22 protein-coding genes are annotated in these 24,620 nt (G+C 59.2%); 10 read left to right on the top strand and 12 right to left on the bottom strand.

Features of this window, described 5'->3' with window-relative positions:
• Positions 1-295 precede the first annotated feature (295 nt).
• The gene (locus ACIX8_RS02695; RefSeq protein WP_223295457.1) at positions 296-1,990 is read left to right on the top strand and encodes a phospholipase C; all 1,695 of its coding nucleotides are present in this window, start codon (positions 296-298) and stop codon (positions 1,988-1,990) included.
• A gap of 249 nt (positions 1,991-2,239) precedes the next feature.
• On the top strand, positions 2,240-3,766 hold the full coding sequence (locus ACIX8_RS02690; RefSeq protein WP_223295456.1) for a multicopper oxidase family protein: 1,527 nt from the start codon (positions 2,240-2,242) through the stop codon (positions 3,764-3,766).
• Between the two features lie 343 nt (positions 3,767-4,109).
• On the opposite strand, the gene ACIX8_RS02685 is transcribed toward ACIX8_RS02690, so the two are convergent.
• The 4 genes from ACIX8_RS02685 to ACIX8_RS02670 all read right to left on the bottom strand — a co-directional run bounded on the left by ACIX8_RS02685 (position 4,110) and on the right by ACIX8_RS02670 (position 9,692).
• On the bottom strand, positions 4,110-5,489 hold the full coding sequence (locus tag ACIX8_RS02685) for a sensor histidine kinase (RefSeq protein WP_014263777.1): 1,380 nt from the start codon (positions 5,487-5,489) through the stop codon (positions 4,110-4,112).
• A gap of 78 nt (positions 5,490-5,567) precedes the next feature.
• A complete protein-coding gene (locus tag ACIX8_RS02680; RefSeq protein WP_014263776.1) occupies positions 5,568-6,284 on the bottom strand; it encodes a winged helix-turn-helix domain-containing protein in 717 nt (238 codons plus the stop codon).
• A 214-nt stretch (positions 6,285-6,498) separates the two neighbouring features.
• On the bottom strand, positions 6,499-8,463 hold the full coding sequence (locus ACIX8_RS02675) for an NHL repeat-containing protein (RefSeq protein WP_014263775.1): 1,965 nt from the start codon (positions 8,461-8,463) through the stop codon (positions 6,499-6,501).
• 380 nt (positions 8,464-8,843) lie between these two features.
• A complete protein-coding gene (locus ACIX8_RS02670) occupies positions 8,844-9,692 on the bottom strand; it encodes an AraC family transcriptional regulator (RefSeq protein WP_014263774.1) in 849 nt (282 codons plus the stop codon).
• A gap of 112 nt (positions 9,693-9,804) precedes the next feature.
• Between ACIX8_RS02670 and ACIX8_RS02665 the strand changes: the two genes are divergently transcribed.
• The 4 genes from ACIX8_RS02665 (at position 9,805) to ACIX8_RS02650 (ending at position 14,212) form a co-directional block, all read left to right on the top strand.
• Positions 9,805-10,299, top strand: a complete 495-nt coding sequence (locus tag ACIX8_RS02665) for a YkgB family protein (protein WP_014263773.1) — start codon at positions 9,805-9,807, stop codon at positions 10,297-10,299.
• 198 nt (positions 10,300-10,497) lie between these two features.
• Entirely contained in the window at positions 10,498-11,919 is a 1,422-nt protein-coding gene (locus tag ACIX8_RS02660; protein WP_014263772.1) for an MBOAT family O-acyltransferase, read from the top strand.
• A 17-nt stretch (positions 11,920-11,936) separates the two neighbouring features.
• A complete protein-coding gene (locus ACIX8_RS02655) occupies positions 11,937-13,082 on the top strand; it encodes an SGNH/GDSL hydrolase family protein (RefSeq protein WP_014263771.1) in 1,146 nt (381 codons plus the stop codon).
• Positions 13,079-14,212 (top strand): alpha/beta hydrolase, encoded by a 1,134-nt coding sequence (locus ACIX8_RS02650; RefSeq protein WP_014263770.1) that lies wholly within the window; start codon positions 13,079-13,081, stop codon positions 14,210-14,212. The genes ACIX8_RS02655 and ACIX8_RS02650 overlap by 4 nt, the downstream gene beginning before the upstream one ends.
• On the opposite strand, the gene ACIX8_RS02645 is transcribed toward ACIX8_RS02650, so the two are convergent.
• From ACIX8_RS02645 to ACIX8_RS02620, 5 genes are all read right to left on the bottom strand, one after another.
• Complete coding sequence (locus tag ACIX8_RS02645) at positions 14,213-14,629, bottom strand: hypothetical protein (protein WP_014263769.1); 417 nt, start codon at positions 14,627-14,629, stop codon at positions 14,213-14,215.
• Between the two features lie 261 nt (positions 14,630-14,890).
• Complete coding sequence (locus tag ACIX8_RS02640) at positions 14,891-15,283, bottom strand: hypothetical protein (RefSeq protein ID WP_014263768.1); 393 nt, start codon at positions 15,281-15,283, stop codon at positions 14,891-14,893.
• Between the two features lie 430 nt (positions 15,284-15,713).
• Positions 15,714-16,637: a pseudouridine synthase gene (locus tag ACIX8_RS02635; RefSeq protein WP_014263767.1), complete on the bottom strand. Its 924-nt coding sequence runs from the start codon at positions 16,635-16,637 to the stop codon at positions 15,714-15,716.
• 427 nt (positions 16,638-17,064) lie between these two features.
• Positions 17,065-18,225, bottom strand: a complete 1,161-nt coding sequence (gene scpB, locus ACIX8_RS02625; RefSeq protein ID WP_014263765.1) for an SMC-Scp complex subunit ScpB — start codon at positions 18,223-18,225, stop codon at positions 17,065-17,067.
• Positions 18,226-18,292: 67 nt separating this feature from the next.
• Complete coding sequence (locus ACIX8_RS02620; RefSeq protein ID WP_014263764.1) at positions 18,293-19,057, bottom strand: SDR family oxidoreductase; 765 nt, start codon at positions 19,055-19,057, stop codon at positions 18,293-18,295.
• Positions 19,058-19,162: 105 nt separating this feature from the next.
• Between ACIX8_RS02620 and ACIX8_RS02615 the strand changes: the two genes are divergently transcribed.
• Positions 19,163-19,552, top strand: coding sequence for a winged helix-turn-helix transcriptional regulator (locus ACIX8_RS02615; protein ID WP_014263763.1), 390 nt, complete (start codon positions 19,163-19,165; stop codon positions 19,550-19,552).
• Positions 19,553-19,569: 17 nt separating this feature from the next.
• Here ACIX8_RS02615 and ACIX8_RS02610 read toward each other — a convergent pair whose 3' ends face one another.
• Positions 19,570-19,785, bottom strand: a complete 216-nt coding sequence (locus ACIX8_RS02610) for a hypothetical protein (protein WP_150110466.1) — start codon at positions 19,783-19,785, stop codon at positions 19,570-19,572.
• A 409-nt stretch (positions 19,786-20,194) separates the two neighbouring features.
• A complete protein-coding gene (locus ACIX8_RS02605) occupies positions 20,195-20,410 on the bottom strand; it encodes a hypothetical protein (protein ID WP_014263762.1) in 216 nt (71 codons plus the stop codon).
• Positions 20,411-20,497: 87 nt separating this feature from the next.
• Here ACIX8_RS02605 and ACIX8_RS02600 point away from each other — a divergent pair, with 87 nt between their 5' ends.
• From ACIX8_RS02600 to egtD, 3 genes are all read left to right on the top strand, one after another.
• On the top strand, positions 20,498-21,214 hold the full coding sequence (locus tag ACIX8_RS02600; RefSeq protein ID WP_014263761.1) for a VIT1/CCC1 transporter family protein: 717 nt from the start codon (positions 20,498-20,500) through the stop codon (positions 21,212-21,214).
• Between the two features lie 161 nt (positions 21,215-21,375).
• Positions 21,376-22,704 (top strand): ergothioneine biosynthesis protein EgtB, encoded by a 1,329-nt coding sequence (gene egtB / locus ACIX8_RS02595; RefSeq protein ID WP_014263760.1) that lies wholly within the window; start codon positions 21,376-21,378, stop codon positions 22,702-22,704.
• A gap of 133 nt (positions 22,705-22,837) precedes the next feature.
• Positions 22,838-23,803 carry an L-histidine N(alpha)-methyltransferase gene (gene egtD, locus ACIX8_RS02590; RefSeq protein ID WP_014263759.1) on the top strand — a complete coding sequence of 322 codons (966 nt, stop codon included), beginning with the start codon at positions 22,838-22,840 and terminating at the stop codon, positions 23,801-23,803.
• 109 nt (positions 23,804-23,912) lie between these two features.
• On the opposite strand, the gene moaC is transcribed toward egtD, so the two are convergent.
• A complete protein-coding gene (gene moaC / locus ACIX8_RS02585; RefSeq protein WP_014263758.1) occupies positions 23,913-24,386 on the bottom strand; it encodes a cyclic pyranopterin monophosphate synthase MoaC in 474 nt (157 codons plus the stop codon).
• Positions 24,387-24,620 lie beyond the last annotated feature (234 nt).

The following is a 24,620-nucleotide window of genomic DNA, read 5'->3' as shown; positions in this document are numbered from 1 at the left end:
AAGAGGCTTCCGGGGAAGCGCCTCCCGTTTTCCTTTTGAGACTTTGCGGCAAGGGGTGAAGAGGTATCCCAAACCCTTCTCACAGGCATCTGCTGCCTGTGGAAGCTCCTGCGGAGGTACCCAAACAGTTAAGAGTGATCGAAAACCGCATGCAAAGTTCACCGTATTTTCAAACTCCATTGACCTCGGACAAAACATTGAGGGGCTACAAGAAGGCACGCAAGTATTTTCACTTCGAGGCTTCCTGGCTATGGTTCGCAAAGCTCTTGCTCTTGTCATGTCCGCTACGATTGTTATGAGCGGTTGCAATTCTGCTCTCACCGCAATCCCCGGACCGCCGACTCCACCGGCAGCGACTCCCACGACCGCCTCCGCGGCGATCAAGCATGTTGTTGTGATCTTCGATGAGAACATCTCCTTCGATCACTACTTCGGCACCTATCCCAACGCCGCCAACACCGATGGGCAATCTTTCACGGCGGCCACCGGCACGACCGTCCCCGACAACTACGTTTCAAATCCGTCGCTGCTTACCGCGAACCCGAACCTGAACTCCCAAAATCCGACACCCGCCAACCCATTCCGGCTCTCCGCTGATCAAGCCGGAACCGGCGATCAGGATCACAGCTATACCCCCGAACAGAAGGCATTTGACGCTGGCAAGATGGATCTCTTTCCTCTCTCTGTCGGCACAGCGGATGGCCTGCCTCTCCAGACTGAAACAAACGCTCCGGCTCTGGCTAACACTCAGGCTCTCACCATGGCCTACTATGACGGCAACACGGTCACCGCGCTGTGGAACTATGCTCAGCAGTATGCGATGAACGACCACTCCTTCGGCACCACCTTTGGCGCCTCGACACAAGGCGCCATCAACCTGGTATCAGGACAGACCAACGGTGTCGTGCCTGGCTACCCCGTGGGTGCTGACTCAGGCGTTACGCCCGATGGGGTCGGCGGATTTACCCTCACCGATGACGAGGACCCCACCGGCGACATCTGCTCCTCCACCAGCGCCAATGTCAGCATGTCCAACATCGCCGGCCCCTTTGCCAGCATCACGAACAAGAATATCGGCGACCTGCTCAACAATGCTGGCATCACCTGGGGTTTCTTCGAGGGCGGCTTCAACCTCTCGATCACCAACACTGCATCCAACGGCACCACGACCACGGGTTGCGGACGCAGCACAGGCGCCGTCAACATCCCGGGACACCCACTGAAGGCTGATTACATTCCACACCACGAGCCCTTCCAGTACTACGCCAGCACCGCTAACCCGATGCACAACCGCCCCTCCTCCACAGCTGCTATCGGAACCACGGACGCGGCCAACCACCAGTACGATTCGGTTGACTTCAACACGGCTCTCGCCGCCGGCAACCTGCCTGCCGTCAGCTTCCTGAAGGCTCCCGGCTATCAGGACGGCCACGCCGGTTACTCCGATCCTCTCGACGAGCAGACCTGGCTCGTCAACGAGATCAATGAGATCGAGAAGTCGTCGTTCTGGCCCAACACAGCGATCATCATCGCCTATGACGACTCCGACGGCTGGTACGACCATGCCACGGACCTCGTCAACGGCTCCGCATCGGCAGCAGACCTGCTGAACGGCAATGGTCTCTGCAACAGCACCGGCACCGCCACCGCATCCCCCACTTCTGCTCTGCCTGGCCCCAACTCCAACGGCAAGCCGGTAGCGGGACGTTGCGGCCACGGCCCACGTCTTCCTCTCCTGGTCCTCTCTCCCTGGGCCAGGAAGAACTACGTCGACACCACGCCCACCGATCAGGCCTCGATTCCCCGCTTTATCGAGGACATCTTCCTCGGTGGCACACGCATCGGTAGCGGTTCGTTCGATGCCTCCGCCGGCGCACTCACTGCGATGTTCGACTTCTCCAATGCAGCCGCGCCGCCGAACCCCACACCGCTCTATCTCAGCCCCACCACCGGAAAGGTTTGCAGCCCTGCCACTGCTGCTTGCAAGTAATTGATTGTTCACAAACCCGTTACATAACTGCTCTAGCTTAAAGACACGCACCCGCAATCAGGGTGCGTGATTCTTTTTTCTGGAACTGTTTGCAAAGCTGCCAGTTTTGAGGGATTGATCGCAGTTTTGCCACGACTTTCTCGATACGGAGCTCCATTGCCCTCTACCCGCCGCAGCTTTCTCAGGCAAGCCTCTGCCTTTTCCCTTCTTCCGGGCGCGCTTCCCGTCTTAGCACAGCAACCGATGGCCATGCCCGCCAGCACGGCTAAGCCGCAGCCCATGCTCCACTCGCTGGAGTTGCCCCCCTTCGTAGACGTGCTTCCGCTGCCCGAGCGGCTCGTGCCGGCCGCCCACCATGGCCAGCCGCACAAGCTCCGCGTCACTATGCGGGAGGTCCATTCCAAGATCCACCGCGACGTTCCCGCTTCCCGCTTCTGGGCCTATGGGACTGGAAGCAGCTCCAGCCCCCTCGCACCGGTCATCGAGGCCCGTTCGCACCAGCCGCTGGAGATTGAGTGGGTCAACGCCCTCCCCGCGCACCACTACCTTCCGATCGACTACAGCCTCCACGGCTGCGGCCGGGATCTCCCCGAGGTTCGGGCGATCGTCCATGTCCACGGTGCGCGCGTCCCGACCAAGGACGACGGCTACCCCGAGGACTGGTTCGTCCCCGGCACCAGCCGCACCTGCCACTATCCCCTGGAGCAGGACTCAGCCACCCTCTGGTATCACGACCACGCGATGGGGCTCAACCGGCTCAATATGTACGCCGGACTCTTCGGGCACTTCCTGATCCGCGACAAGGCCGAGGACGCCCTCAACCTGCCTTCCGGTAAATACGAAGTCCCTCTTTCGATCTATGACCGCGACTTCACCGCGGATGGACAGCTCTTCTATCCCACGTCCGGCGACCCAGACCACCCCTGGGTACCGGAGTTCTTCGCGGACGCCACGCTGATCAACGGCAAGGTCCGCCCGTTCTTCGAAGTCGAGCCCCGCCTCTATCGCTTTCGCGTGCTCAACGCTGCCAACAGCCGCTTCTTCGCCCTCTCGCTCTCGGAGCAAATTCCCTTTCACCAGATCGGCTCGGATCAGGGCCTGCTCCCCTCTCCCGTGAAGCTCACGAGCCTCCTTCTCGCCCCCGCCGAGCGCGCCGATCTGCTCATCGACTTCTCGCAATTTGCCGGCAAGCAGGTGCACCTGGTCAATGGAGCCTTCGAGATCCTGCAGTTCCGTGTGGCTGCAACCGCAGCCCCTGCCTTGCAGACCGGCCACGACAAGATGAGTTCCATCCCGGCTACGCTGCGAACCGTTCCACGGATCCCCGAGTCCACAGCTACCGTTACCCGCACCATCACGCTCAACGAGTATCAGGACAAGGTGGGCAATCCCATGATCATGCTGCTGAACCGCAAGCACTGGCATGATCCTGTCACCGAACAGCCGAAGCTCAATTCCACCGAAATCTGGGAGTTCGTCAACCTGACCGAAGACGTTCACCCCATGCACCTGCATCTCGTCCGGTTTCAGCTCCTGGATCGCCGCACGTTCGAGGTCTTCTCCTACCAGATGTACAAGAAGCTGCGCTACCTGGCTCCCGCCAGGTCGCCGGAACCCAGCGAGGTCGGGTGGAAGGACACGATTCAGTGCCCTCCCGGAATGATTACCCGAATCATCGTCCACTTCGACGGCTACGCAGGCAAGTACCTCTACCATTGCCACATCCTTGAGCACGAATCCAACGACATGATGCGGCCATTCGAGGTTGTGGCTTAGGAAGGTTTTCCTAGTAACACTGCGCAGATGGAATCAAGAAGGCATCCGCCACCGGCACAGGGTTGAGCCCCAAAGGGGCGACGCTATCACAGCCCAAGGTGAAACCCTGGGTTAGGATGCCCAATGAGAGTGTAGCCCTGAAAGGGCGATCTATCCTGGGTGGCCCCGATGGAACGCCCTTGCAGGGCTCACCTTCTCCTTGCCCTGTAACCCAGGGTTTCACCCTGGGCTGTGATAGCGTCGCCCCTTCGGGGCTTGAATGTTTCTCCTGCTCACAACAGGACGGTCATCTCATCTAGAGCATGACAAGTTTTGGGGTTAGGTCGAGAAAGCTCTAATCGCGCTAATTGAGCGACGCCTGTTCCTCATCGGGCAGAGGGTTACTTCGCGCGGGAGCCTGCGGCAGCGTGAAGCAGAATCGGCTGCCGCGGCCCAGATCGCTCTCCACCCAGATCGTCCCACCATGCGATTCCACCAGGTGCTTCGCGATAGACAGCCCCAGCCCCGTACCGCCGGACTCACGCGACCGCGCCTTGTCCGCGCGGTAGAAGCGCTCGAAGATGCGTTCGCGGTGCTCGAAAGCGATGCCTGCTCCAAAGTCGCGCACGCTGAACTTCACCATCGACGGAGGTCCGGCCACCATCTCCGCAGCCATCACGACCAGCGATCCATGCGCGCCGCGACCGTAGTTCAAGGCGTTCTCGATCAGGTTGCTCAACACCTGCACCACGGCATCCGTGTCCGCCATGACCTCGGTGTCGACCATGGCAGCAATCTCCAGCCGGGCATCATCTTTCAGCAATCCGCTCGCCGCGGCGATCGATTCCTGCAGCAGGGCCGCCACGCGAACCGGAGCAGGATTGATCTTCTGTTCGCCGGAGTCCACCTTGGCCATCACCAGCAGGTCTTCGGTTAGCCGGCCCATCCGCTGCGCATTTTTCAGAATGGCGTCGAAGAACTCCCGCGACTGCGCGGTCATGTTGGCGTCCGCGTTGCCGTCGTCGATCAACAGTTCCACGTACCCCATGATCGAAGTCAGAGGCGTCCGCAACTCATGCGAGACATTCGCCACAAACTCCTTCTGGGTGCGCTCCATCTGCTGGAGGCGGGTGATATCGCGCAGCACTACTACAGCACCACCCTCGGCCATGGGAGCGGCGCTTACGGCATAAATCCGGCCTGTATTGAAGCCCACGGCCTCCCGCTCAGCCACCGTGCGCTCTTCCAACGCAATGCGGGCGCAGGCCAGCACCTCCGGCTCGCGGATCGTTTGCACCAGGGCATGTCCCGTACGTACTGAACCCGAGGAAGAAGACATCAGCCGCGCCATCGGTGCATTCGTCCAGGAGATTCTCCCGGCCGAATCGACCGCGACGACCAGGTCCTGCATGGAATCGAGCAGCAGTTCGAGCTTGCGCTGGCTCTCGGCGGTGGCCTCAAACTGTTTGGTCTGACGAGCGGACTCCGCGTCGAGCGACGCAGCCAGCTCTTCGAACTCTTCAAAGGGCAGATCGGAATGGGGTGCGCCAGTATCGGGCTTGAGCGTGCGTAGCCCGCTCTCCACGGCACGCGATATCGCCCACGCTACCCAGGAAACAACTGCCAGTGCCAGGGGCAGGAGTGCCCACAGCCACCAATGCGGCAGTATCAGCGCCGCTGCCGCCACAACGGCGACAGCCAGCGCGGTACGCAGCCACAAAGAAAGCCACAAATTCCGCTTCATGACAGAGGTTCCCATGGGTCTTCAAATACCTGAGTCCGGTGAGACGATCCCCTCTCACCGGACTATTGAGTCGCGAGGTTACTGGGCTTCGCGGCTTTTGGGAATCTCGAAGCGATACCCTGCTCCGCGCATCGTCTTCAAATAGCGTGGGGTCTCCGGATCGGCTTCCACCTTTTCCCGAATCCGGCGCACATACACGTCCACACTGCGCGGCGTTACAAACCGCGCATCTCCCCACACAGCATCCAGTAATTGGTCCCGGCTGAACACCCGCGCCGGATGCCGGGCGAGATAGTCCAGCAGGCGGAACTCGGTGGCCGTCGTCGGCACGAGTTCGCCCTTCACACGCAACTGCATAGCGCTGCCGTCGATCTCGATCTCTTCGATCTTGACGATTGAGAGCGGACCGGGAGCCTCGGAGGGCTCAAAGCGCCGCAAGACCGCACGAACACGCGCAACCAACTCCCGCGTTCCGAACGGCTTGGTAATGTAGTCGTCAGCGCCCAGTTCCAGACCATGCACGCGATCGTTCTCCGAGGCGCGCGCGGTTAGAAAGATCACGGGGACACCGCTCAAGGTCGGATGCTGACGCAGCCGGCGGCAGAGATCCATGCCATCGCCGCCCGGCACCATGATATCCAGCAGAAACAGCGCAGGCCGCGAGCGTTCAGCATCCTGCACGATGGACCCAATGGCCGCATACGGCTTCGCAATAAAGCCCGCTCGTTCCAGTTGATACTGCACCAGTCTGCTAATGTCAGCATCGTCTTCCAAGACGAAGACAGTTTGGCTCACACATTCTCCTCAGCCGCAGTGAACGCACCCCGGTCGCCGTTGAGTTTATCCTGTCGGCGACCGCTTAATTACTACAGGATGGTAAATCTTGTCGAATTGTTTGGGAAATTCGCATTGAAGCCAATGTTAATCATGTGAACGTGGGGCAAAGACAGCCCGCGCTGCCCGGATTGGCAGCGTGGGCTGGTCTTCTGTATTTGCAACGCCTCAAGCGTTAGGGCTGGGAGGCTGGATCGCTGTAGGGAGAAAGAAGGTTTGCGACGAGAGGGGTGACGACGGGCGTTCCCAGTCCTACAATCTCCGAGACGGTATCGTTGCCTGAGTTCGCGACCCAGACGTTGCCCGAGAGATCGGCCGCGATACCCTCCGGGCCGTTGAGCGTGCCACCGGCGGAGAGGTTGGAGACGCCCCCTGTGCCGGATCTCCTGGTGAGTCTGTTACTGGCAAAGTTCGTAACCCAGACGGTGTCTGCCCCATCGATAGCGACGTATTGAGGGTCATCAAAGTGCATAATGCCGCTGTCGTTACTGACGACGGCCTGAAGAGAGGGATTCGTCTCCGTGAGCGAGCCGCCCCCACGCACCGCACCGGCAACAAAGAGAAAGCTGGACTGCCCCAGTGCAATGCCTAAGGGGCTGATGAGATCGGGATTGTTATCAAGCTCCCCCACAGCTACGCTCGCGCCGTTCGTAATCGAGTACAAGGGGAAGTTGGCAGCGGACGAGATTCGCTGATTACCGTTTCCGGCAGCGATGCTCTGTGGCGAGGGTACCCCGGTGTAGGTCGTTGCTGCCTGGGTATTGGGATTGAATTCGATGATGTCGTTCGCGCCGGTATTGGCAATCCATATGTTGCCTTCTGAGCCGACATCGACAGCCTGCGGGGCGTCGAGAGATCCCCCGATGTTGGTGCTCGTGCTATTGGAACTGGAGGTAATCTCGGTGAGATAGTAGCCACCACTGGGTCTGGAGCTGGCAATCCAGGGGTGATTTCCAGAGTCGATCGCGATGCCTATGGGAGCGGTATAGTGCGCGCCGGAGCAGGCCCCGCAGCCGGCAGTCACCACGCCCGTGGGAGAGAACATGGTAACGGAGTTGGCATTCGCGCCAGTAAGGCCGGAGTTGGTGACCCATACGTTGCCGACCCCGTCCACAGCGATGCCGTAAGGCTGGTTCAACCCACTATAGGTAACGGCCATGGTAAAGTCGGCGGCGGCGGTAAGAACCGGCTGGAAGGGGCCAGCGTTGGTCGCCAAATTGAAGAGTGTGGAAACATGAGCCTTGGGATTCTGCGCAATGTAGATCGCCGCCATTGCGGTATCCGTGGCCTGGTTGCCACCGCTGTTCTTAGCGTTCTCAAAGAGCGTCATGCAGCCGGAGGAGGAGCTGCCGGTGGAGTTGATGCAGACCGCCAGTATGTCTGCCAGAGTATTGATGAGCTTGACCGGAACCGTGCCGCTGCTGCCCGCTGCCGTGGTAGTTGCCGCCGGCAATCCAGTCGTCTGGTTTACAAGGTTGAGGGCTGTGCTGAAGGCATTGGCCAGGCCGGTCAAGGCCAGCGAATGCCCGGATAGGGAGCTGGGAGCGCCGAGGTGGGTGCCATCGATGGCGAAGCCCGCCAGCGCGTAGGCGGCGGCAACGGTGGTGGCCTCATTCATGCTGATAAAAGTGGCGTTCGGAAAGGCTCCGCCGGGAGTAGCGCTGGTGCAGTCGCCCACCACAGACATCAAAGTCGCGGCTGGATTGTTCCCGGTGGGAATCCCGTATCCGGTGTATTGCGGATCGCCACCCACCGAGTAGAGATAGACCTGAGTTCCAGGGGAGCAGGCAAACGCGCCGTCGATATTGAAGGTTCCTGCCTGGTCCGTGGTGACGTAGAAGTTGGTTCCGTCGCTGATGGTAACTCCCGGCACATTGGTCAGCAACGAAATCGAATCCGTGCCGGCGGACGCGACAACCCCTGAGCCACCATACAGACTTGTGCTGGGGGAATACATGTATACGTGTGCACCATTGAGCGACTGCTGGCCGCCGTGAACGATGCCCTGGATGTGCATGACCGTCAAACCGGAAGGGGTGGCAACGCCGCTAAGGTTCGAGGTACACCCGCTCAGTACAAGAGCGCAGGCAAGGGCCGCAACATTGGTCAGGCGAGAGAGCGAAACAGAATTTGTTTTCATAAAGTCCTTGCCGGAACGCTCGCGTCCCCGCGCTGACAGCAATAGCTCGAATGCAGTGGAAGAGGCTCAGGTCCAACTGCCGAAAAACTTTACTGAAAGGAAGTAGTGCACGAATCATCCTCACGTTACAGCACTCTGTCAACAACAAAAGGCTGAAGCAGGAAAATACGTTAATTTGGAAATTGAAACCAGATGTACTGATGTACTGATAGTTAGTGCCTTTTATCTCGACTTAGAGGCATCATCCTGAGCGAAGTGTCCCGGCCTTGGGAACGCAAAGTCGAAGGCCCCGGAGGGCCTGCCATACCCTTCGCACCTTTTCTATCTCAAGCGCTTGAGCGTGGATCTTTGTGCTGGAAAGATCCCACCATGATAGGCGGTTACGAAGACAGTGAAACGTCACTTGCGCTATGTAGCTGGCTACGAGCGAGCCATTCAGAGGGGGACATGCCTATACGTTGCGTAAAGATTCGCGTCAGGGCTGTAGCGTTTGCATATCCCACGGCGGCCGCGATCAACCTCAGCGAGGTGCCGTTGCGCAACATGGTCTGGGCCACTCCCAGCCGCCAGTCCGTCAGATAATCAAACGGCGTCATGCCGACGACCTGGCGAAAATAAGCGGCGAAACGCGCACGGGACATCCCTGCACATTGGGCAAGTTGTTCCAGCGACCAGGAAGTTTCAGGATGCTTATGCATGGCCTCGATGGCCTTGCCCAGACGCAAATCACTCAACCCCACGAGAACTCCGCTGTCTATCCTGTGCTCCTTCATGGCTGATCGCATGAGGAGCACAAAGAGGTATTCGAAGAGTCGATCCATCGCAGCCTGACGGCCGGGGAGTCCTGAAAAAGCCTCTGAAAACAGGAGCTGCAGTGTCGGTTCAAGTTCGGGGAGGGCATCCAGCGGGAGCACCAGCGGCTCGGGAAGCGATGCGATGAGCGGGTTCAACATTCCAGCGCCGAATTCGATGGTGGCACATACGAGCTCGGCACCCTCCTCCTCCGGGCCGTGAAGACGATGGAGGCGAGGGCGCGGAAAGAACACAATGCTTGGAGTATCAATGACCAACGGCCGAGCGTCTGGCCGGGTGACCGTCAGCTTTCCTTTCCTGAGCACATGAAGATGACCGGTATGTTCGTTCTCCTCCGTGCTTCCGCACAAGAGCCCCGAATAGAACATTCGAGCCGAGAGGGAGAACCTTTCGAAGTAGGGTGCCAGGAGATCCATTTGAGACTATAAGGTATATCAATGAGACTTAGCATGACAATACGTCTCATATTCTTTTCAAAGATGCTTCCTATTGAAAGCACCGCATTCTGGAAAAGAAAAGGACAAGATCATGAACTGGCTTATCAGGCTTCTATCGAAAACAGGTCTCTTGAAGGGCAATCTCGACAACCATCTCGTTCGCGCATCGATGGTCATCATCTACTTCTTCTTCGGGTATCAGAAGTGGTTTGACTATGAAGTGAAGGGACTCGTCCCCTTCTTTACCCACGGGCCTCTCATCTCCTGGATGTATCCCGTCTTCGGCATGACAGGCTCGTCCTACTTTCTGGGCGTCTCGGAGTGGCTGTTTGGAGCGCTACTGCTCGCCGGATTCTGGAACAAGAAGCTGGGAGTCCTGGGAGCGCTCGGGTCTGTGTTTACCTTCATCGCGACGGTTACGATTATCCCCTTCATGCCCGACGGCTGGGCACCCTCTGCCGGAGGATTTCCCGCGATGGTCGGAAACGTCGCCTTCCTGATGAAAGACGTCGTTCTGCTGGCCGTTTCGTTTTATCTGCTGAAGCAGGACCTTGCAAAAGTCACGACCGCTGCTGAGATTGCGTGATGTGGCGTTCAGAGAATCTGCTGCGATGACATAGACGCCAAGCACCCTGCGAGTATTCATTAGCAGCAGATTTCCTGAGAGGATAGCCGAAAGAAAAGCAGACGATTCACAGCCCCGTATCTTCGTGCGCAACCCTATCGGCAATTCAAACTGAGACACTAGAGCAGTTCTAACGTAATCTTTGCGCAAGCAAGCCCTATGCTCTTCCCTACTGTCGAATATGCCGTCTTTTTTCTCGCCGTGCTGGCGATCTCGTGGGCGCTGGCGCCGCGCCCGCTCGCGCACAAAAGTTTTCTGCTGGCAGCGAGCTACCTGTTCTACGGCTTTTGGAATTGGCGCTATGTCCCGCTGCTCTTTCTGATCTCGCTCTTCGCCGGCCTCATCGGCCAGGCTCTCCAACGCACGAATGACGACATAGCGCGCAAGCGCCTGTTGATCGCCGGCGTTACCGTGTGCCTCCTCGTGCTCGCGTACTACAAGTACACCAGCTTCCTGCTGCTGAGCGCGCTGGGGCTGTGGGGGTTCGTCGGACACACGCCGGCGTGGAATATCTCTTCGCCATTTTTGCCGCTGGGCATCTCGTTCTTCGTGTTCCATGCGATCTCGCTGATGGGCGATATCTATCGCCGCAAGTTGCGTGAGCCGCTGCACCTGCTCGATGCTCTGCTCTACGTCGCATTCTTTCCGCAGTTGATCGCCGGACCGATCCTACGCGCGTCGAACTTTGTTCCTCAGCTTCTGCGCCAGCGCAACCTGCAGCACATCCGCGTCAACCGGGCGTTTCTGCTGATCCTTGCGGGGCTGTTCAAGAAGGTGATCCTCTCGAACACGCTCTCGACACGGCTGGTCGAACCGGTGTTCAGCGCACCCGCCAACTTCCATTCGGTCGATGTGCTGCTCGCCATCTACGGCTACGCCGCGCAGATCTACTGCGACTTCTCCGGCTACACAGATATCGCCATCGGCTGCGCGATGCTGCTCGGCTATCACTTCCCACGAAACTTCAACGCGCCTTATACCGCGACCGATCCGCAGGAGTTCTGGCAGCGCTGGCACATCTCGCTCTCCAGCTGGCTGCGCGATTATCTCTACATCCCGCTGGGCGGATCGCGCCGCGGCGTCTCTCGCACCTACATCAACCTGATGATCACCATGCTGCTCGGCGGCCTGTGGCACGGAGCCTCGTGGACGTTCGTGATGTGGGGCGGTCTGCAGGGTTTGTATCTCGTCGTCCATCGGCTATGGGTTGCAGTCCCCTCACCTGCCGTGCAACGTCTGCGCTCCAGCGCCGCGTGGCCGTGGGTCGCGCGTCTGCTGATGTTCCATGCCGTGTGCCTGGGCTGGGTCTTCTTCCGTGCTCCTACCTTTGGACTCGCCGCCACAGTACTGCATCAACTGGGCAGCCGTGGCGTAGTGACGCTGGCGGCATGGCCCGTGGTGTTGTGCCTCGTACTGGGACTCTTCGGGCAATATGCTCCGCGTGTCTGGCGTCGCAGTGTCGAAGCAATGATGTCGCGCCTGCCGGTTGCGGTCAACGGCGTGGCGCTGGCCCTGGGCGTGTTTGCGATTGAGTTGCTGGGACCGACAGGTGTGGCACCATTCATCTACTTTCAGTTTTGAGGTTGTAAGGCCCGATCATGCGCGCGTATCAACGTTTCTCGACACTCTCCCAACTCGCCGCCAGCGTTGGCGCCTTTGCGCTTGCAGCACTGCTGCTGGAGTCGGGCGGCCTCTATGACTGGGCACAGCGGCTGGACCTAGGACTGGAGCGGACTGTGGCCATGCCGGTTGCGACGGCGTTGCACCGCGCACTTGCACCGCTACATATCGAACAGGGACGCAGAAATACGCTCGTGGAGCTGGCCCGCATCGGCTGGAGCGACGACCCGGCCGCGCTGGCCGAGGCGAACACTCATCCACAACCAAAGGAGCTGGCTCCTCCGCCGATGACTCCATCGACAGTCACGGTACCGGTGAAACATACAACTGCCGGCACGAAGCCTGTCACACCAACGACCGCGACCGTCATCCTACAGCCCGTACCGCTGCGCCCGGATGCTGCGCCAGGCTTGAGCACTCTCCCTGCAATCCCTGCGATTGCCATCGGTAAAACGCGCACCATTGCCCTTGCGGGAGACTCCATGATGGCCGTTGGAATGTCTTCGACGATCCTGCGCCAGGCTCCTCTCTACAAGAACCTCAGCTTCGTCCATGCTTTCAAGTCAGGCACAGGGTTGGCACGACCGGAGGTCTTCAACTGGCAGCTTGAATATCCTGCCATGCTGAAAGAGGCGCGCCCCGACTTCGTGCTCGTGGCTATCGGCGCAAACGACGGACAGGGCTTCGTCGAGGACGGCGTGACTTATCCGTTTGGTTCAGACGGATGGAAGCGCATCTACCAGCGCAGGGTTCAGGCGTACCTCGACATGCTGGAAGAGAATGGCGCGACCGTGATCTGGCTGGGACTGCCGCCAATGAAGTCCGATGTCTACGATGCGCGCATCGCACTGATCAATCGCATCGACTACAGCGTCGTCAGCGCATCGCCTCATGCCATCTGGGTGGGGACGGCAGGTCTTGTCGGCGATGGCAGCGGACGCTTTCGCGACTACGGCGAGATCGACGGCCACACGACGCGGCTGCGCCAGAGCGATGGCATTCATCTCTCCGATGACGGCGCAACCCTCATCACGACGAAACTGCTGCGCTGGCTCGCCGTGCAGGAAGTACCAAAGCCCGTCACGGCTCCTGTCACGACAGCACAGGAATCTACGAAGCCATGAGAATCCAAAATTCCAAGCGGGCCATCGACGGGTGGCGCCGCCCCTTCTGGGCTGGAGTCATTCTGGCGCTAGGCATGTCGCCCGCTGGCGCTCAGCAAAATTGGCAAAGTCAGTTCAGCACGGCAGCACTGGAAGCACGGCAGACACATGCTTCGGTCGACCTCATCGCCCTTGGCGAAGGCATGCATCGCGTCTACGTCTTTCTCCCTGCGGAGCCCGCTGTCGAAGGCAAGGCGCCGTTCGTGTTCTTTCATCACGGATGGCAAGGCATGAATCCGGAGAACTACGGCGCACTCATCGACCATCTCGCGCGTGAGGGCAACATCGTTGTATTCCCCGTGTACCAGGATGCCGATTCGACGTCACCGCAGATCGTCGTCGATAACACGGCTCAGGCAGAACAAGAGACGCTCACCGCACTGAACCAGCGCGGCATCGTCCCAGACCCGCAGCGCGTGGTGTACTTCGGCTACTCCATGGGGGCGGCGATCTCTTTGAAGCTCGCAGCCACCACAGCTTCGACGCATCTGCCCGCGCCCCAGGCTCTGGTGCTGGCTGCACCGGCGGACGCTTATCATGTCGTCCGGGGCCCGGCGGCAAAGAGCATCTGGCCTGTGTTGCGCGATCTGCCGCCGACGCTGCCCATCGCGATGGTTACAGGCGAGGATGACAGGGCGATCGGTCTGCCAACCGGTCGGAAACTGGCGGGGCTGCTATGTGCCACCAAGTCAGACCGTCGCGTGTTATTGATCCTGCCTGGCGATGAGCATGGCGGAAAGAAGATCGGTGCGGGACACGGATCGCCCGGCGCACCGGACTCGCGCTACGACATCGCTCTTGCAACACCTTTAGCGAAGGTGCCGAAACACATTGCAGGGCGCAGTGGATTTGAGGAATCAGCGTCGCTGAATCAACTCGACTTCTTTGGCTATTGGAAGGTGTTGGATGCCGTGATCGATTCGCTCGCGGCCGAGCCCTCGACCAGCTTCAGATATGTTCCGCCACCTGTCGTCTTCCGCAATGGAACACCGGGACAGTTGTATCTGGGCACATGGCCTGACGGTACACCGTACCGTCAGGCCCATGTGGAAGATCCGTGTGCGTCCCCCGCAGGAGACGCACACCGTTAGTTAGCGATAGTGGCCGTGCTCCGCTTCCGTGTGATAGTTGCCGCGCGCGTCGCTGTAGTGGCTGCCGTGGAAGCTATGGAAGTGGTCCGGATGCTCCACGTAGTGGCCGCGTCCGGGGAACGCACCGTGGTAGCCAAAGCGAGGATCGAAGGCGCGATTGACGTGGCCGTAGAAGGGCGCGCCATGATGCCATGGGCCCGCACCAACGAAGCCGCCGCCGACGAACCACTCCGGCCCATAGTAGCCGTAGGGAGCGCAGTTATAGGGAGCGTAGCCGTAGTACCCGTAAGGGCATTCCGGAGCTACACCAATGCCGATGGTGACCTGAGCGTGCAAAGCCGGAGTAACCGGTGCAGGGGCCGCGCCCAAGAAGACGAATGCAAAAGTAGCGATCAGTAAATATTTAAGTACACGCATGAAGCACCTCACTTGAAATAAGAATGCGTTAAAACATAGAAAGTTGCGTTTACGTCCAGCGATAAATATACAAAAGCCTTTGCGCAGCGTAACTCCACGCAAAGGCCTTGTTTTTGTTAACGTTTGAGAAAGCTATTTATTCCCTCGACTAAAGCAAATCTCCTGTAGGTGTATAGCGAAACCACGACACTTATGGCCGTTTTTCCCCAGAAAAACGGCACTGCACGCCCGATTCAACTACCCAGTAACAGGAGATTTGCTCTAGCGATGTCCGCCAGCCTGGACATGACCGCGACCATCGCGCGCCTCATTGCCCTGGAAGCTCTTGAACTTATCGGGATGCACCTGGGCCGGGCCATGAGAGGGCAACGCACCGTGATAGCCATGCTGCGGATCCAGGCGGTTGTTCACATTGCCGTGAAAATTGGCAGGACCATGAAACCACTTGCCCGCGCCGATGAAGACGCCACCGTTGAACCACTCCGGCCCATAGTAGCCATAGGGTGCGCAGTTATAGGGAGCGTAGTCGTAGTAGCCATACGGGCAAGCTGGCGGAGCTCCGATGTTGATGGTGATCTGGGCATGAGACTGCGGAGCGGCAGTCAAAAAAATCGCGGCTGATACTGCAGCAAAAACGTACTTCATTCCACGCATAAAAAAGCGCCTCCAATACAGAGAAAGACGGGCCAGTGGAATGCGATGTTTCCACCGGCCAATGAATTCATTCAGCAGCAATAAAGGGGTTGCATAGCGAGGACGTGTCATGCAATTGCGGGAATCATTAAGTGGTGGGACATCGCACCGAACTAAGCCCCGAAGGGGCGTCGCTATCAAAGCCCAGGGTGAAACCCTGGGTTATGGTGCCCGACAAGAGCAGTAGCCCTGAAAGGGCGTCCTATCAGGGCCAACCAGGATAGGACGCCCTTTCAGGGCTTTAACTTCTTCCTTGCTTTGGAACCCAGGGTTTCACCCTGGGCTTTGATGGTGTCGCCCCTCTGGGGCTCAGTTCAGTGCCATCATGGAATTCAACTGTTGCCCTTGAAATCCTTTGTGATGATGTCGTGTTTTTGGGGATGACACGTAACTAGGAAGCGCGCTTGCGAACTGCCTTCTTAAAAGCACGTTTCTTCGGAGGCACGGGCTTCTTCAACTGTGCGGCTTCAGGCAGCGTCTTCTTACGCTCGACCTTCTTGCCTGCCGCAGCACGGCCCAGCGCCTGCACTTCACCCGTAGTCAGTTCGCGAAATCCACCTGGAGGAATATCCAGCACGAGCGCGCCATAGCCGATGCGGCGAATCTTTTCGACGTGATGGCCGATCTCTTCAAACATCTTGCGAAGCTGGCGGTTGCGGCCTTCTGTCAGCGTGACCTCAAACCACGGGTTCTCACCACGGCGAACCTGTTCGATCTTTGCGGGACTCGTGAGCACGCGATCGCGACGTCCGCTGCGCACCTCGTTGAGGCGGCCACGGTCGATCATGATGCCACGACGCAACTGGTCGATGGCCTCGTCCGTCGGTGAGCCTGAGACCTTGACGAGATAGGTCTTCTCGACACCGGCAGCCGCCTTCGACAGCTTATTGGCGAGCTCGCCATCGTTGGTCATGAGCAACAAGCCTTCGCTCAGATAGTCGAGACGTCCGACAGGATAGAGACGTGGCAGCTTGTTATGCTCACCGACACTCTTCTTCTGTGCATCCTGGCCGAGAAGCTGCATGACCGTGGGGCGATGTTCGGGATCGTCAAGTGTCGTGACATAGCCACGCGGCTTGTTGACCATAAAGTAGCGCTGCGGCTCCGGGCCATGCAGCAGCTTGCCGTCGACGCGGATGTGATCACGCGTTGCATCGGCGCGTGTGCCGAGCTCGGTAACGACCTGGCCGTTCACCTGCACACGGCCTTCCAGGATGATCGTCTCGGCGGCACGGCGGCTCGCAATGCCGGCCTGGGCAAGAATCTTTTGTAACCGATCACCGCGCGGCGCAGCGTCTTTCGTCTCGGGCTTCATAGACTCACTAGTCTATCGCCTTCGAAGCGCGAGAAACGCAAGAAAACCTAAAGAGAGTCCGAGAAAGCTCCGGGTTTAGGCAGTGTCTAACTTAGAGAGATCTATCCATAGTGTTTTTGATCCCGAATCTCACCACAGAGGCGTCATCCTGAGCGAAGCGTCCCGGCTTTGGGGACGCGGAGTCGAAGGACCCCGAGATCTGCAATCCTGCCCATACCCTTCGGACCTTTTCTACCTCAAGCGCTCGAGCCTGGACGTTCGTGGTGGAAAAGGTCCCAGCATCATAGGCGAAGTCAAATCCCTCGGGGTCCTTCGGCTGCATGCCTCGCAAAAAACGCGAGGCGCTCCGCTCAGGATGACGCCTCTGTGGGGGTGCTAAACAAGATATGTGGTCGAACAACCAGTGTTCCCGATTCGGGAACACAACCTAATCCTCGTCGCTGCTGTCGCCATCGGCCTGCGGCTCGCTCTCCGGCACATGAACGGGCTCCTCAGGAACAGGTTCACTGGCCAGCGGCTCGACCTCATGCGTATCGGCATGCTCGCGGTTATGCCCCTCGGGCTTCGTCGAGTCGTCGCTGATCAGCTCCTCGACGCTCTCATGCAGCGTGCTGGTCGGCTCAGGAGTTGAGTTGGCCTCGTCCAGGCTGGTAGGCGTACCACCGTTGACATCGTCCATGGGGATCTCCTCCTGCACGGGTTCGCTATCCGCGAGTTCACCGGCCATCTTCTCAAACTCTTCGATGCTGGGGAGCTCGTTGATGTCCTTCAGTCCGAAACGGACAAGGAAGTCCTTGGTCGTCTTGTACAGGATGGGACGGCCGATCACCTGCTTGCGTCCGGCGGTGGTCACCAGCTTGCGCGCCATCAGGGAACCGAGCACGCCACCGGAGTCGACACCACGAATCTCGGAGACCTCGGGCGCTGTCACCGGCTGCTTGTAGGCCACCACGGCAAGCGTCTCGAGAGCCTGCAGGGACAACTTGAGAGGCGGTTTAAGCGATTTGACGAAGCCGCGCACGGCATCGTGATACTCGGGTTTGGTCGCCAGGCGGAAGCCACCCGCTACCTCGCGAATCTCCAGTCCACGATCGTTATTCACGTAGTCGGAGATGAGCTGATCGAGCAGCGAACGGAAGTAATCGCGCAGCTTGCGCTCCCGTTCGCGGGTAAGCTTCTTGTCCTCAACCGGAGATTCCGCTGGAACCTCCGCGGACGGCTCTGCCGGAAGCTCTGTCGCTGGGGCCGCCTCCGGAGCAGGCTCCAGCTCAACAGGCTGGGCCTCTACGCTCTCAACCTCACCTGTTACAGCCGGTTCCTCGACCGGTTCATCAGGCGTTTCAGCGCTCGAAACTTCGGACTCGTCCAGAGTCTCGGCATTCAAGGCATCCTGGTCAATTAACGCATCCTGATCAACGGTTTCAGCTTCGCCACCGGGATTTTCGTCCAGCGCCAGCGACTGCTGCTGCGACTCGAGGGCATCGAGTTCGGCCTGGCCTTCTTCGCCCAGCAGGCCGGTGAGTTGCGCGAGCGTCACGGGCTCTTCTGACGCGTAGATGACTGCTTCGATCTTGGCTTTAAGGCTCATGGGTTGCAGGGATGAGTGTATCAATCCCCGCAACCCAACGGGCCAGCTTTCCTGTGTTTGCTAGTGCTTAGTGGGCTCCGTTGACCATCGCGAAGACCTCGGCGGCCTGTGGTGCCACGGCGGAATCGTGCAGGAAGTGCGCATTGGCAATGGGCAATTCCACTCCGTCGGTAGCGAGCGATTCCATCGCCCCGGCGATAAAGTCCGCCAGCGGCATGGGTTTCATCTCGCCATGATCGGCTTGCTCCGGCTGTGCCGCGGCCAGTTCGGTCTCAACCCAGGGCGGAACGAGCTCCACGACGCGCACCGGAATGTCGCGCAACTGGTGGCGCAGCGACATCGAGAAAGAGTGAACGAAAGCCTTGGTCGCGCAGTAGACCGGGTAGATCGCCATCGGCGTGAAGGCCAGACCCGAGGTGACATTGATGATCGTCGCCGAAGCCTGCTGCTTCAGATGGGGCAGAAAGGCCGCGCTGACGCGCAGGACGCCGAGGATGTTGATGTCGATCTCCGAAGCGACATTGGCCTCGTTGAGCGTGGCTTCTGTAGCGAAGTTATGCTGCCATTGCACCCCGGCGTTGTTGATGACCAAGTTCAACGCGGGAAAGCGCCGTGTCAGCTCCGCGGCTCCTGCAGTAATGCTCTCGGGCGAGGCGGCGTCGAAGACGATGAATTCCATGCCCGGGTTGGCGGCAGCAGTGGCAGCGAGGACACTCTCACGGCGTCCACCGATAATGACCTTGTTGCCCAGCTTATGGAAGGCTTCGGCGAGCCCACGGCCGATGCCGGAACCGCCGCCGGTGATGAAGATCGTGTTTCCTGTGGTGTTCATGTGTTGCCTCCTTGAGATACTCTAGGGCTGACACTCTCCTTTGGGAAGTAGGCACTTTATCGTTCTGTACTTACCTGATGGAAACCATAAAGGGAGACCTGCAAAATGGCCGAAGAATCGAAGCGTACCCCAGAACTGGAACGCATGGTTCGCGAGATGATCGACGCGGTCGCCGACCGCTGGACGATGTATGTGCTGGAGGCTCTGGAGGAGCACGGAGAGGTGCGCTTTACGCGGCTGGCAGAGCTGGTCGACGGCGTAAGCCAGAAGATGCTGACCAAGACCCTGCGCCAGATGGAGCGCGACGGTCTGATCGTGCGCACCGTGCATCCTGTGATCCCACCGCACGTGGAGTACCGGCTGACGGATATGGGCCTCAGCCTGTCGGAGGCCTTCTGCGGCGTCTGGCAGTGGGTGATGGCACATCAGGAACGCGTGCAGACGGCTCGGCGGGAGTTCGACGCCAGGCCAAAGATGGTTGTGGCGGCGAAATGATTGGCCAATGCTTCCCTTCAGAGTGGCGAAAGGATAGAAGCGAAGATTGCAGCTAACGGTGCAGAATCGCCGTGCATCACCGCGCGGTCACGGGCTGCATAGAGCTGCTCGCGAAGCTGCTCTTCTGCCGCAAGGATGCGCCAGTCCAGTTGGTAGCCTGCAGTACGAGCCAAGCCTGAAAAGAACAGGCGAAGCGTACGGCTATTGCCTTCACGAAACGTGATGGACGGCATCGAGCTCCCCATAAAAATGAGCCGCCCGCTCGATGAAAGCTTGTTGAGGGATCCCTGTGAGGTATCCCTCCGCCGCGAGACGCCGAAAGACCAGGCCGATTTGTTCAGGAATAAATGCCGAATCACAATAGACAACGGCGTAACCACTCGCACGGACTTTGGTCATACGGCCTGTGTGGACACGTAGCTGTCCCACGAAGGGATAAAGTTTGCCAAAGAGCGTTTGGTGGATGGAAAGAAGCCTAGCGAGATCGTGTGGCGGGCCAGGCAGTTGGGCAAAAAGCTGATCGCTGCGCAGCCCTACAATTCGCAACTCTGCCAGTTCGAGCGATCCTGAGTCTGTGAGGGTGGAGGTGATTCCGCAGAACGGATGTTCCGGGATAGCAATAAGGATCAGAGAACGTCTGCTTCACGCTGCAGAATCGCGTCGGATAGCAGTCATTGAAAGCACAGCGGCCTCAACAGCTTGATCAAAATCGATTTTCCCGGCAAGAACATCGGCCTTCAATGAGCTATACACCTCATCCGCCGCGGGATTAAAGCCTTCGAGCTTCATATTCGCTTCGCCCAGTGAAAAAGCATCTTTCAATTGGTCACGATTTACGGGACTTTTGCTGGCAATCATAGTAATCTCCGCAGAAACGCCTCGTTACATTATAGCTGTTTCCCCACGTCTTTCTGGCCCACAACTCCCGCTCTACACTGGATAGCTATGCAATCCCCTACCCCCTCTTCACCGCATCATGAGCATCACTTCGAGTCCTCCGATGTCGTACGCGACATCGTCATCGGGCTTGCCGATGGCCTGACCGTGCCGTTTGCTCTGGCGGCGGGGCTGGCCGGGGCGGTCGACTCCGGACACCTCGTCATCATCGCCGGACTCGCCGAGATCGCAGCCGGGTCCATCGCGATGGGACTGGGCGGCTATCTCGCGGCGCGGGGAGACGCTGAACACTTCGCCTCCGAACGCCGCCGCGAAGAGCACGAGGTCGTCGAACGGCCCGGCGACGAGGAAGACGAGATCTACGAGATCTTTGCCGCCTACTCGGTCGACCGCAAAGCGGCGGAACCCGTCCTGCGTGCACTCCAGGCCAACCCCAAGGCCTATGTCGATTTCATGATGCGCTTCGAGCTGGGCCTCGAAACACCGGTAGACGGCAGGGCCTGGCGGTCGGCGCTGACCATCGCGGCCTCCTACATCGCGGGAGGGTTTATCCCCCTGCTTCCCTACATGCTGCTCACCAACACCTTCTCCGCATTGCGAGCCTCGGTGGTGATCACCCTGATCGCCCTGGCGGTCTTCGGAGGGGTGAAAGGGAGGCTGCTTGGCTCGCATTGGCTGCGCAGCGCCGTACAAACCGTTCTGATCGGAGGAGCCGCGGCCGCCGCCGCCTTTGGACTCGCTCGATTATTGAACGCACATGCGTGAAACCTTTAGCCCGTTCAAACCATCTTCTTCTTGCACAGGCGCTTTCTATCCCGTAGCGTTTGGTAAGGTACTGTGAGCTCGGCTAGCAAACTCATGGAAAGCAACAGCAGAGTAGTGCCATTGATTCGAAGAAGCCCAGCCGAAGACTGGAGCGTGCCCCGATGTTAACCGAACCCTCTATTGCCACTTCACTACTCAAACGCTTCCTTGACGTCCGCCAGGCGACGATGCAGTTCTGCGCGCCTCTTACCCCGGAAGACCTGATGGTGCAGTCCTGCCCCGAGGCCTCGCCCGTGAAGTGGCATCTGGCGCACACCTCCTGGTTCTTCGAGACTTTCGTGCTCGGCGAGTTCGTGGCCGCCTATCAGCCGTACCACCCCGATTTCCGCTGGCTCTTCAACAGCTACTACAAGTCGCTCGGCGAGATGCCGGAAAAGAAGCTGCGCGCATCCTTCTCCCGGCCGCCGCTCGACCAGATCCTGGCCTATCGACGTCATGTCGACACTGCCATCACCCGCCTGCTGGAGCATGCCCCGCAAGACGAAGCGCTGCGCCGTATCGTCCTGGGCCTCGAACACGAGCAGCAGCACCTTGAATTGATCGCCACCGACATCAAGCACGCGCTCTTCACCAACCCGCTGCATCCGGCCTACGTAGCCGCCCCAGCCAACTTCGGCGGCGATAGCGCACAGATCGCCCCACCGCTGGACTGGTTCAGCTTCTCTCCGGGATATCCCGTTCGCCCCGGAGTCGTCGAGATTGGCGTTACCCCTGACCCCACGGCCATCGACAGCTTCGCCTTCGATAACGAGACGCCGCGTCATCCGGTCTACCTCGCCCCCTTTCGCCTGGCTTCGCGCCTTACGACCTGCGCCGAGTACCTGGCCTTCATCGACGAGAACGGTTACTCACGCCCCGAACTCTGGCTCTCCGAGGGCTGGGACACGATGCGTGCCGAAGGCTGGCAGGCTCCGCTTTACTGGCAGCGCGATGCCAACACTAAGTCTGGTTGGAGCGTCTATACGCTGCACGGCTTCCGTCCGCTTGACGAGATCTCCGAGACGCCCGTCTGCCATCTCAGCTTCTTCGAGGCCGATGCCTTCGCGCGCTGGGCTGGCCATCGCCTGCCCAGCGAATTCGAGTGGGAGTTTGTCGCCGCGCAGCAGCCGATCGAAGGCAACCTGCTCGAGCAGGAGAGCCTCCATCCGTCATCGGCCACCACCACGGCAAAACCTCATGCGCCCCAGCAGCTCTTCGGCGATGTATGGGAGTGGACCCAGTCTCCCTATACCGGCTACCCCCGCTATAAACCTCTGCCTGGTGCACTCGGTGAGTACAACGGCAAGTTCATGAGCTCGCAGATCGTGCTGCGCGGCGGCTCATGCGTGACGCCAAAGGCCCACATCCGCGCGACGTATCGCAACTTCTTCTCACCCGGTACAAGGTGGCAGTTCAGCGGCCTTCGGCTAGCACGCGATGGTGCGAGTTAGCTTCTGCCAAAACAGAAGCAACGACAGAAGCGAAATCGCATCCAATCCCTGCAAGCGCAGATTCAATGAATCTGGCATTCTGTTTCAACCGTACTCACGATCAAGAACGAAACAGCAAAGGCACAGACTCTTGATGACCGAAGCCCCCGAAGCTCTGCTCGAAGCCGTACTCCACGAAGCCCTCAGCGGCCTTGCCAGCAGCCCCAAGACGCTCTCGCCCTGGCTCTTCTATGACGAGCTGGGGTCGCGACTCTTCGAACAGATCACCGCCTTGCCCGAGTATTACCTCACTCGCGTCGAACGCTCGATCCTTGCCGCGCATGCGGATGAGATCTTTCGCGACGGCACCTCAGCAGTAACCATCGCGGAGCTTGGTGCGGGAACCGCGGCTAAAACCGGCCTGTTACTTGAGGCGGCAACGCGTTTTCAAAGTGAGGTTCTCTATCAACCGATCGATGTAAGCCCTACGGCTCTCGAAGAGGCTGCAACGGCCATCGCCGCGAATATTCCCGGTGTCGCAGTGCGGCCGCGTGTTGCGAACTACATCACCGAACCGTTCGAACTGGAACGCCCCGACGGCTCCCGTATCCTCTCGCTGTACATCGGTTCCAGCATCGGCAACTTTACGCCGAAGGAAGCGACCGCAATTCTGCATAACCTGCGGGAACATCTGCAACCCGGCGACTCGCTGCTGCTCGGAACGGATATGGCCCCGGGAGCGCACAAGTCAGTCGCCAAGTTGCTCGCCGCCTACGACGACGCTGCCGGTGTCACGGCTGCCTTCAACAAGAACATCCTCACGCGCCTGAACCGCGAACTCGATGCTAACTTCGATCTCGATGCCTTCGCGCATCGGGCGCGGTGGAATGCAAAAGCCAGCCGTATCGAGATGCACCTCGAGAGCCTCACAGCGCAGACGGTATCCCTTGCAGGCAAGCGCATTCACTTCGCGCAGGGCGAAACGATCCATACGGAGAACAGCTACAAGTTCACCGATGCCGCAGTGACCGAGCTCTTATCCAGCGCGGGCTTTGAACCAGTGCATATCTGGCATGACGACAACCGGTATTTTGCGGTTACGCTCGCACGGGCTGTTTAGCAGCAGGTCTTTGGGGAACGCCCGAAAGATAGTCGAAGCAGACAAATGTCAGAGTTGTCATACCTCAACCGGATGCCCCGGTTGAGGTGGCAATTTTGAAGTGATTTTTCTAGGAATTACCGCGCCGATACTCACCACTCTTGCCACCCGTCTTCGACAGCAGCACGATCTCGCGAATCCTGATGCCCTTATCGAGCGCCTTGGTCATGTCATACACGGTCAACGCAGCCACCGAAGCCGCGGTCATCGCTTCCATCTCGACACCCGTGCCCGCAACCGTTGCGGCCGTTGCACGAATCTCCACTCCACCCGCAACCACCGTCGCCTGCACATCGACAAAGCTCAAGGCCAATGGATGGCACATCGGGATCAGCTCGCTGGTACGCTTGGCCGCCTGAATCCCGGCAAAACGCGCAACCTCCAGCGGATTGCCCTTGGGGTTCTGCGGCAGCGCCGCGAGAACCGCCTCGTTCAGTTCGACGAAGGCGGCTGCGACAGCCTCGCGCTGGGTTGCAGCCTTCGCGCTCACATCGACCATATGCGCCTGGCCTGCTTCATCGAAATGCGATAACTTTTCGCTCATGAAACTACCCGCCCAGCACGCCGCAAAGCTACCAGCCCTGTACTAATCAATGAGAGTGGAAGGCCAATGAAGAACAGGTAGAAGCCTGGCGACGTCCATTGAATTCCCACAATGAACATGTGATGGAGAAGTATCGGTATAGCGGCGATAAGCAGCAATAGACCGACACACAGGCCGGCTCCGAAGCCTATCAAAAGACCGCCGCTCAATAAAAGATTGTCGCGACGCTTATGC

Source organism: Granulicella mallensis MP5ACTX8 (assembly GCF_000178955.2).
Classification (GTDB): domain Bacteria; phylum Acidobacteriota; class Terriglobia; order Terriglobales; family Acidobacteriaceae; genus Granulicella; species Granulicella mallensis.
This window is presented reverse-complemented; position numbering and strand designations above follow the sequence as displayed.

Coding starts and splice junctions, on each gene's coding strand:
- ACIX8_RS02600 (WP_014263761.1), top strand. CDS start 20,498: ATGCAATCCCCTACCCCCTCTTCACCGCATCATGAGCATCACTTCGAG.
- ACIX8_RS02635 (WP_014263767.1), bottom strand. CDS start 16,637: ATGAAGCCCGAGACGAAAGACGCTGCGCCGCGCGGTGATCGGTTACAA.
- egtB (WP_014263760.1), top strand. CDS start 21,376: ATGTTAACCGAACCCTCTATTGCCACTTCACTACTCAAACGCTTCCTT.
- scpB (WP_014263765.1), bottom strand. CDS start 18,225: ATGAGCCTTAAAGCCAAGATCGAAGCAGTCATCTACGCGTCAGAAGAG.
- ACIX8_RS02685 (WP_014263777.1), bottom strand. CDS start 5,489: ATGAAGCGGAATTTGTGGCTTTCTTTGTGGCTGCGTACCGCGCTGGCT.
- ACIX8_RS02690 (WP_223295456.1), top strand. CDS start 2,240: ATGCCCGCCAGCACGGCTAAGCCGCAGCCCATGCTCCACTCGCTGGAG.
- ACIX8_RS02615 (WP_014263763.1), top strand. CDS start 19,163: ATGGCCGAAGAATCGAAGCGTACCCCAGAACTGGAACGCATGGTTCGC.
- ACIX8_RS02665 (WP_014263773.1), top strand. CDS start 9,805: ATGAACTGGCTTATCAGGCTTCTATCGAAAACAGGTCTCTTGAAGGGC.
- ACIX8_RS02640 (WP_014263768.1), bottom strand. CDS start 15,283: ATGCGTGGAATGAAGTACGTTTTTGCTGCAGTATCAGCCGCGATTTTT.
- ACIX8_RS02675 (WP_014263775.1), bottom strand. CDS start 8,463: ATGAAAACAAATTCTGTTTCGCTCTCTCGCCTGACCAATGTTGCGGCC.
- ACIX8_RS02670 (WP_014263774.1), bottom strand. CDS start 9,692: ATGGATCTCCTGGCACCCTACTTCGAAAGGTTCTCCCTCTCGGCTCGA.
- moaC (WP_014263758.1), bottom strand. CDS start 24,386: ATGAGCGAAAAGTTATCGCATTTCGATGAAGCAGGCCAGGCGCATATG.
- egtD (WP_014263759.1), top strand. CDS start 22,838: ATGACCGAAGCCCCCGAAGCTCTGCTCGAAGCCGTACTCCACGAAGCC.
- ACIX8_RS02620 (WP_014263764.1), bottom strand. CDS start 19,057: ATGAACACCACAGGAAACACGATCTTCATCACCGGCGGCGGTTCCGGC.
- ACIX8_RS02660 (WP_014263772.1), top strand. CDS start 10,498: ATGCTCTTCCCTACTGTCGAATATGCCGTCTTTTTTCTCGCCGTGCTG.
- ACIX8_RS02645 (WP_014263769.1), bottom strand. CDS start 14,629: ATGCGTGTACTTAAATATTTACTGATCGCTACTTTTGCATTCGTCTTC.
- ACIX8_RS02610 (WP_150110466.1), bottom strand. CDS start 19,785: ATGCCGTCCATCACGTTTCGTGAAGGCAATAGCCGTACGCTTCGCCTG.
- ACIX8_RS02650 (WP_014263770.1), top strand. CDS start 13,079: ATGAGAATCCAAAATTCCAAGCGGGCCATCGACGGGTGGCGCCGCCCC.
- ACIX8_RS02695 (WP_223295457.1), top strand. CDS start 296: ATGAGCGGTTGCAATTCTGCTCTCACCGCAATCCCCGGACCGCCGACT.
- ACIX8_RS02655 (WP_014263771.1), top strand. CDS start 11,937: ATGCGCGCGTATCAACGTTTCTCGACACTCTCCCAACTCGCCGCCAGC.
- ACIX8_RS02605 (WP_014263762.1), bottom strand. CDS start 20,410: ATGATTGCCAGCAAAAGTCCCGTAAATCGTGACCAATTGAAAGATGCT.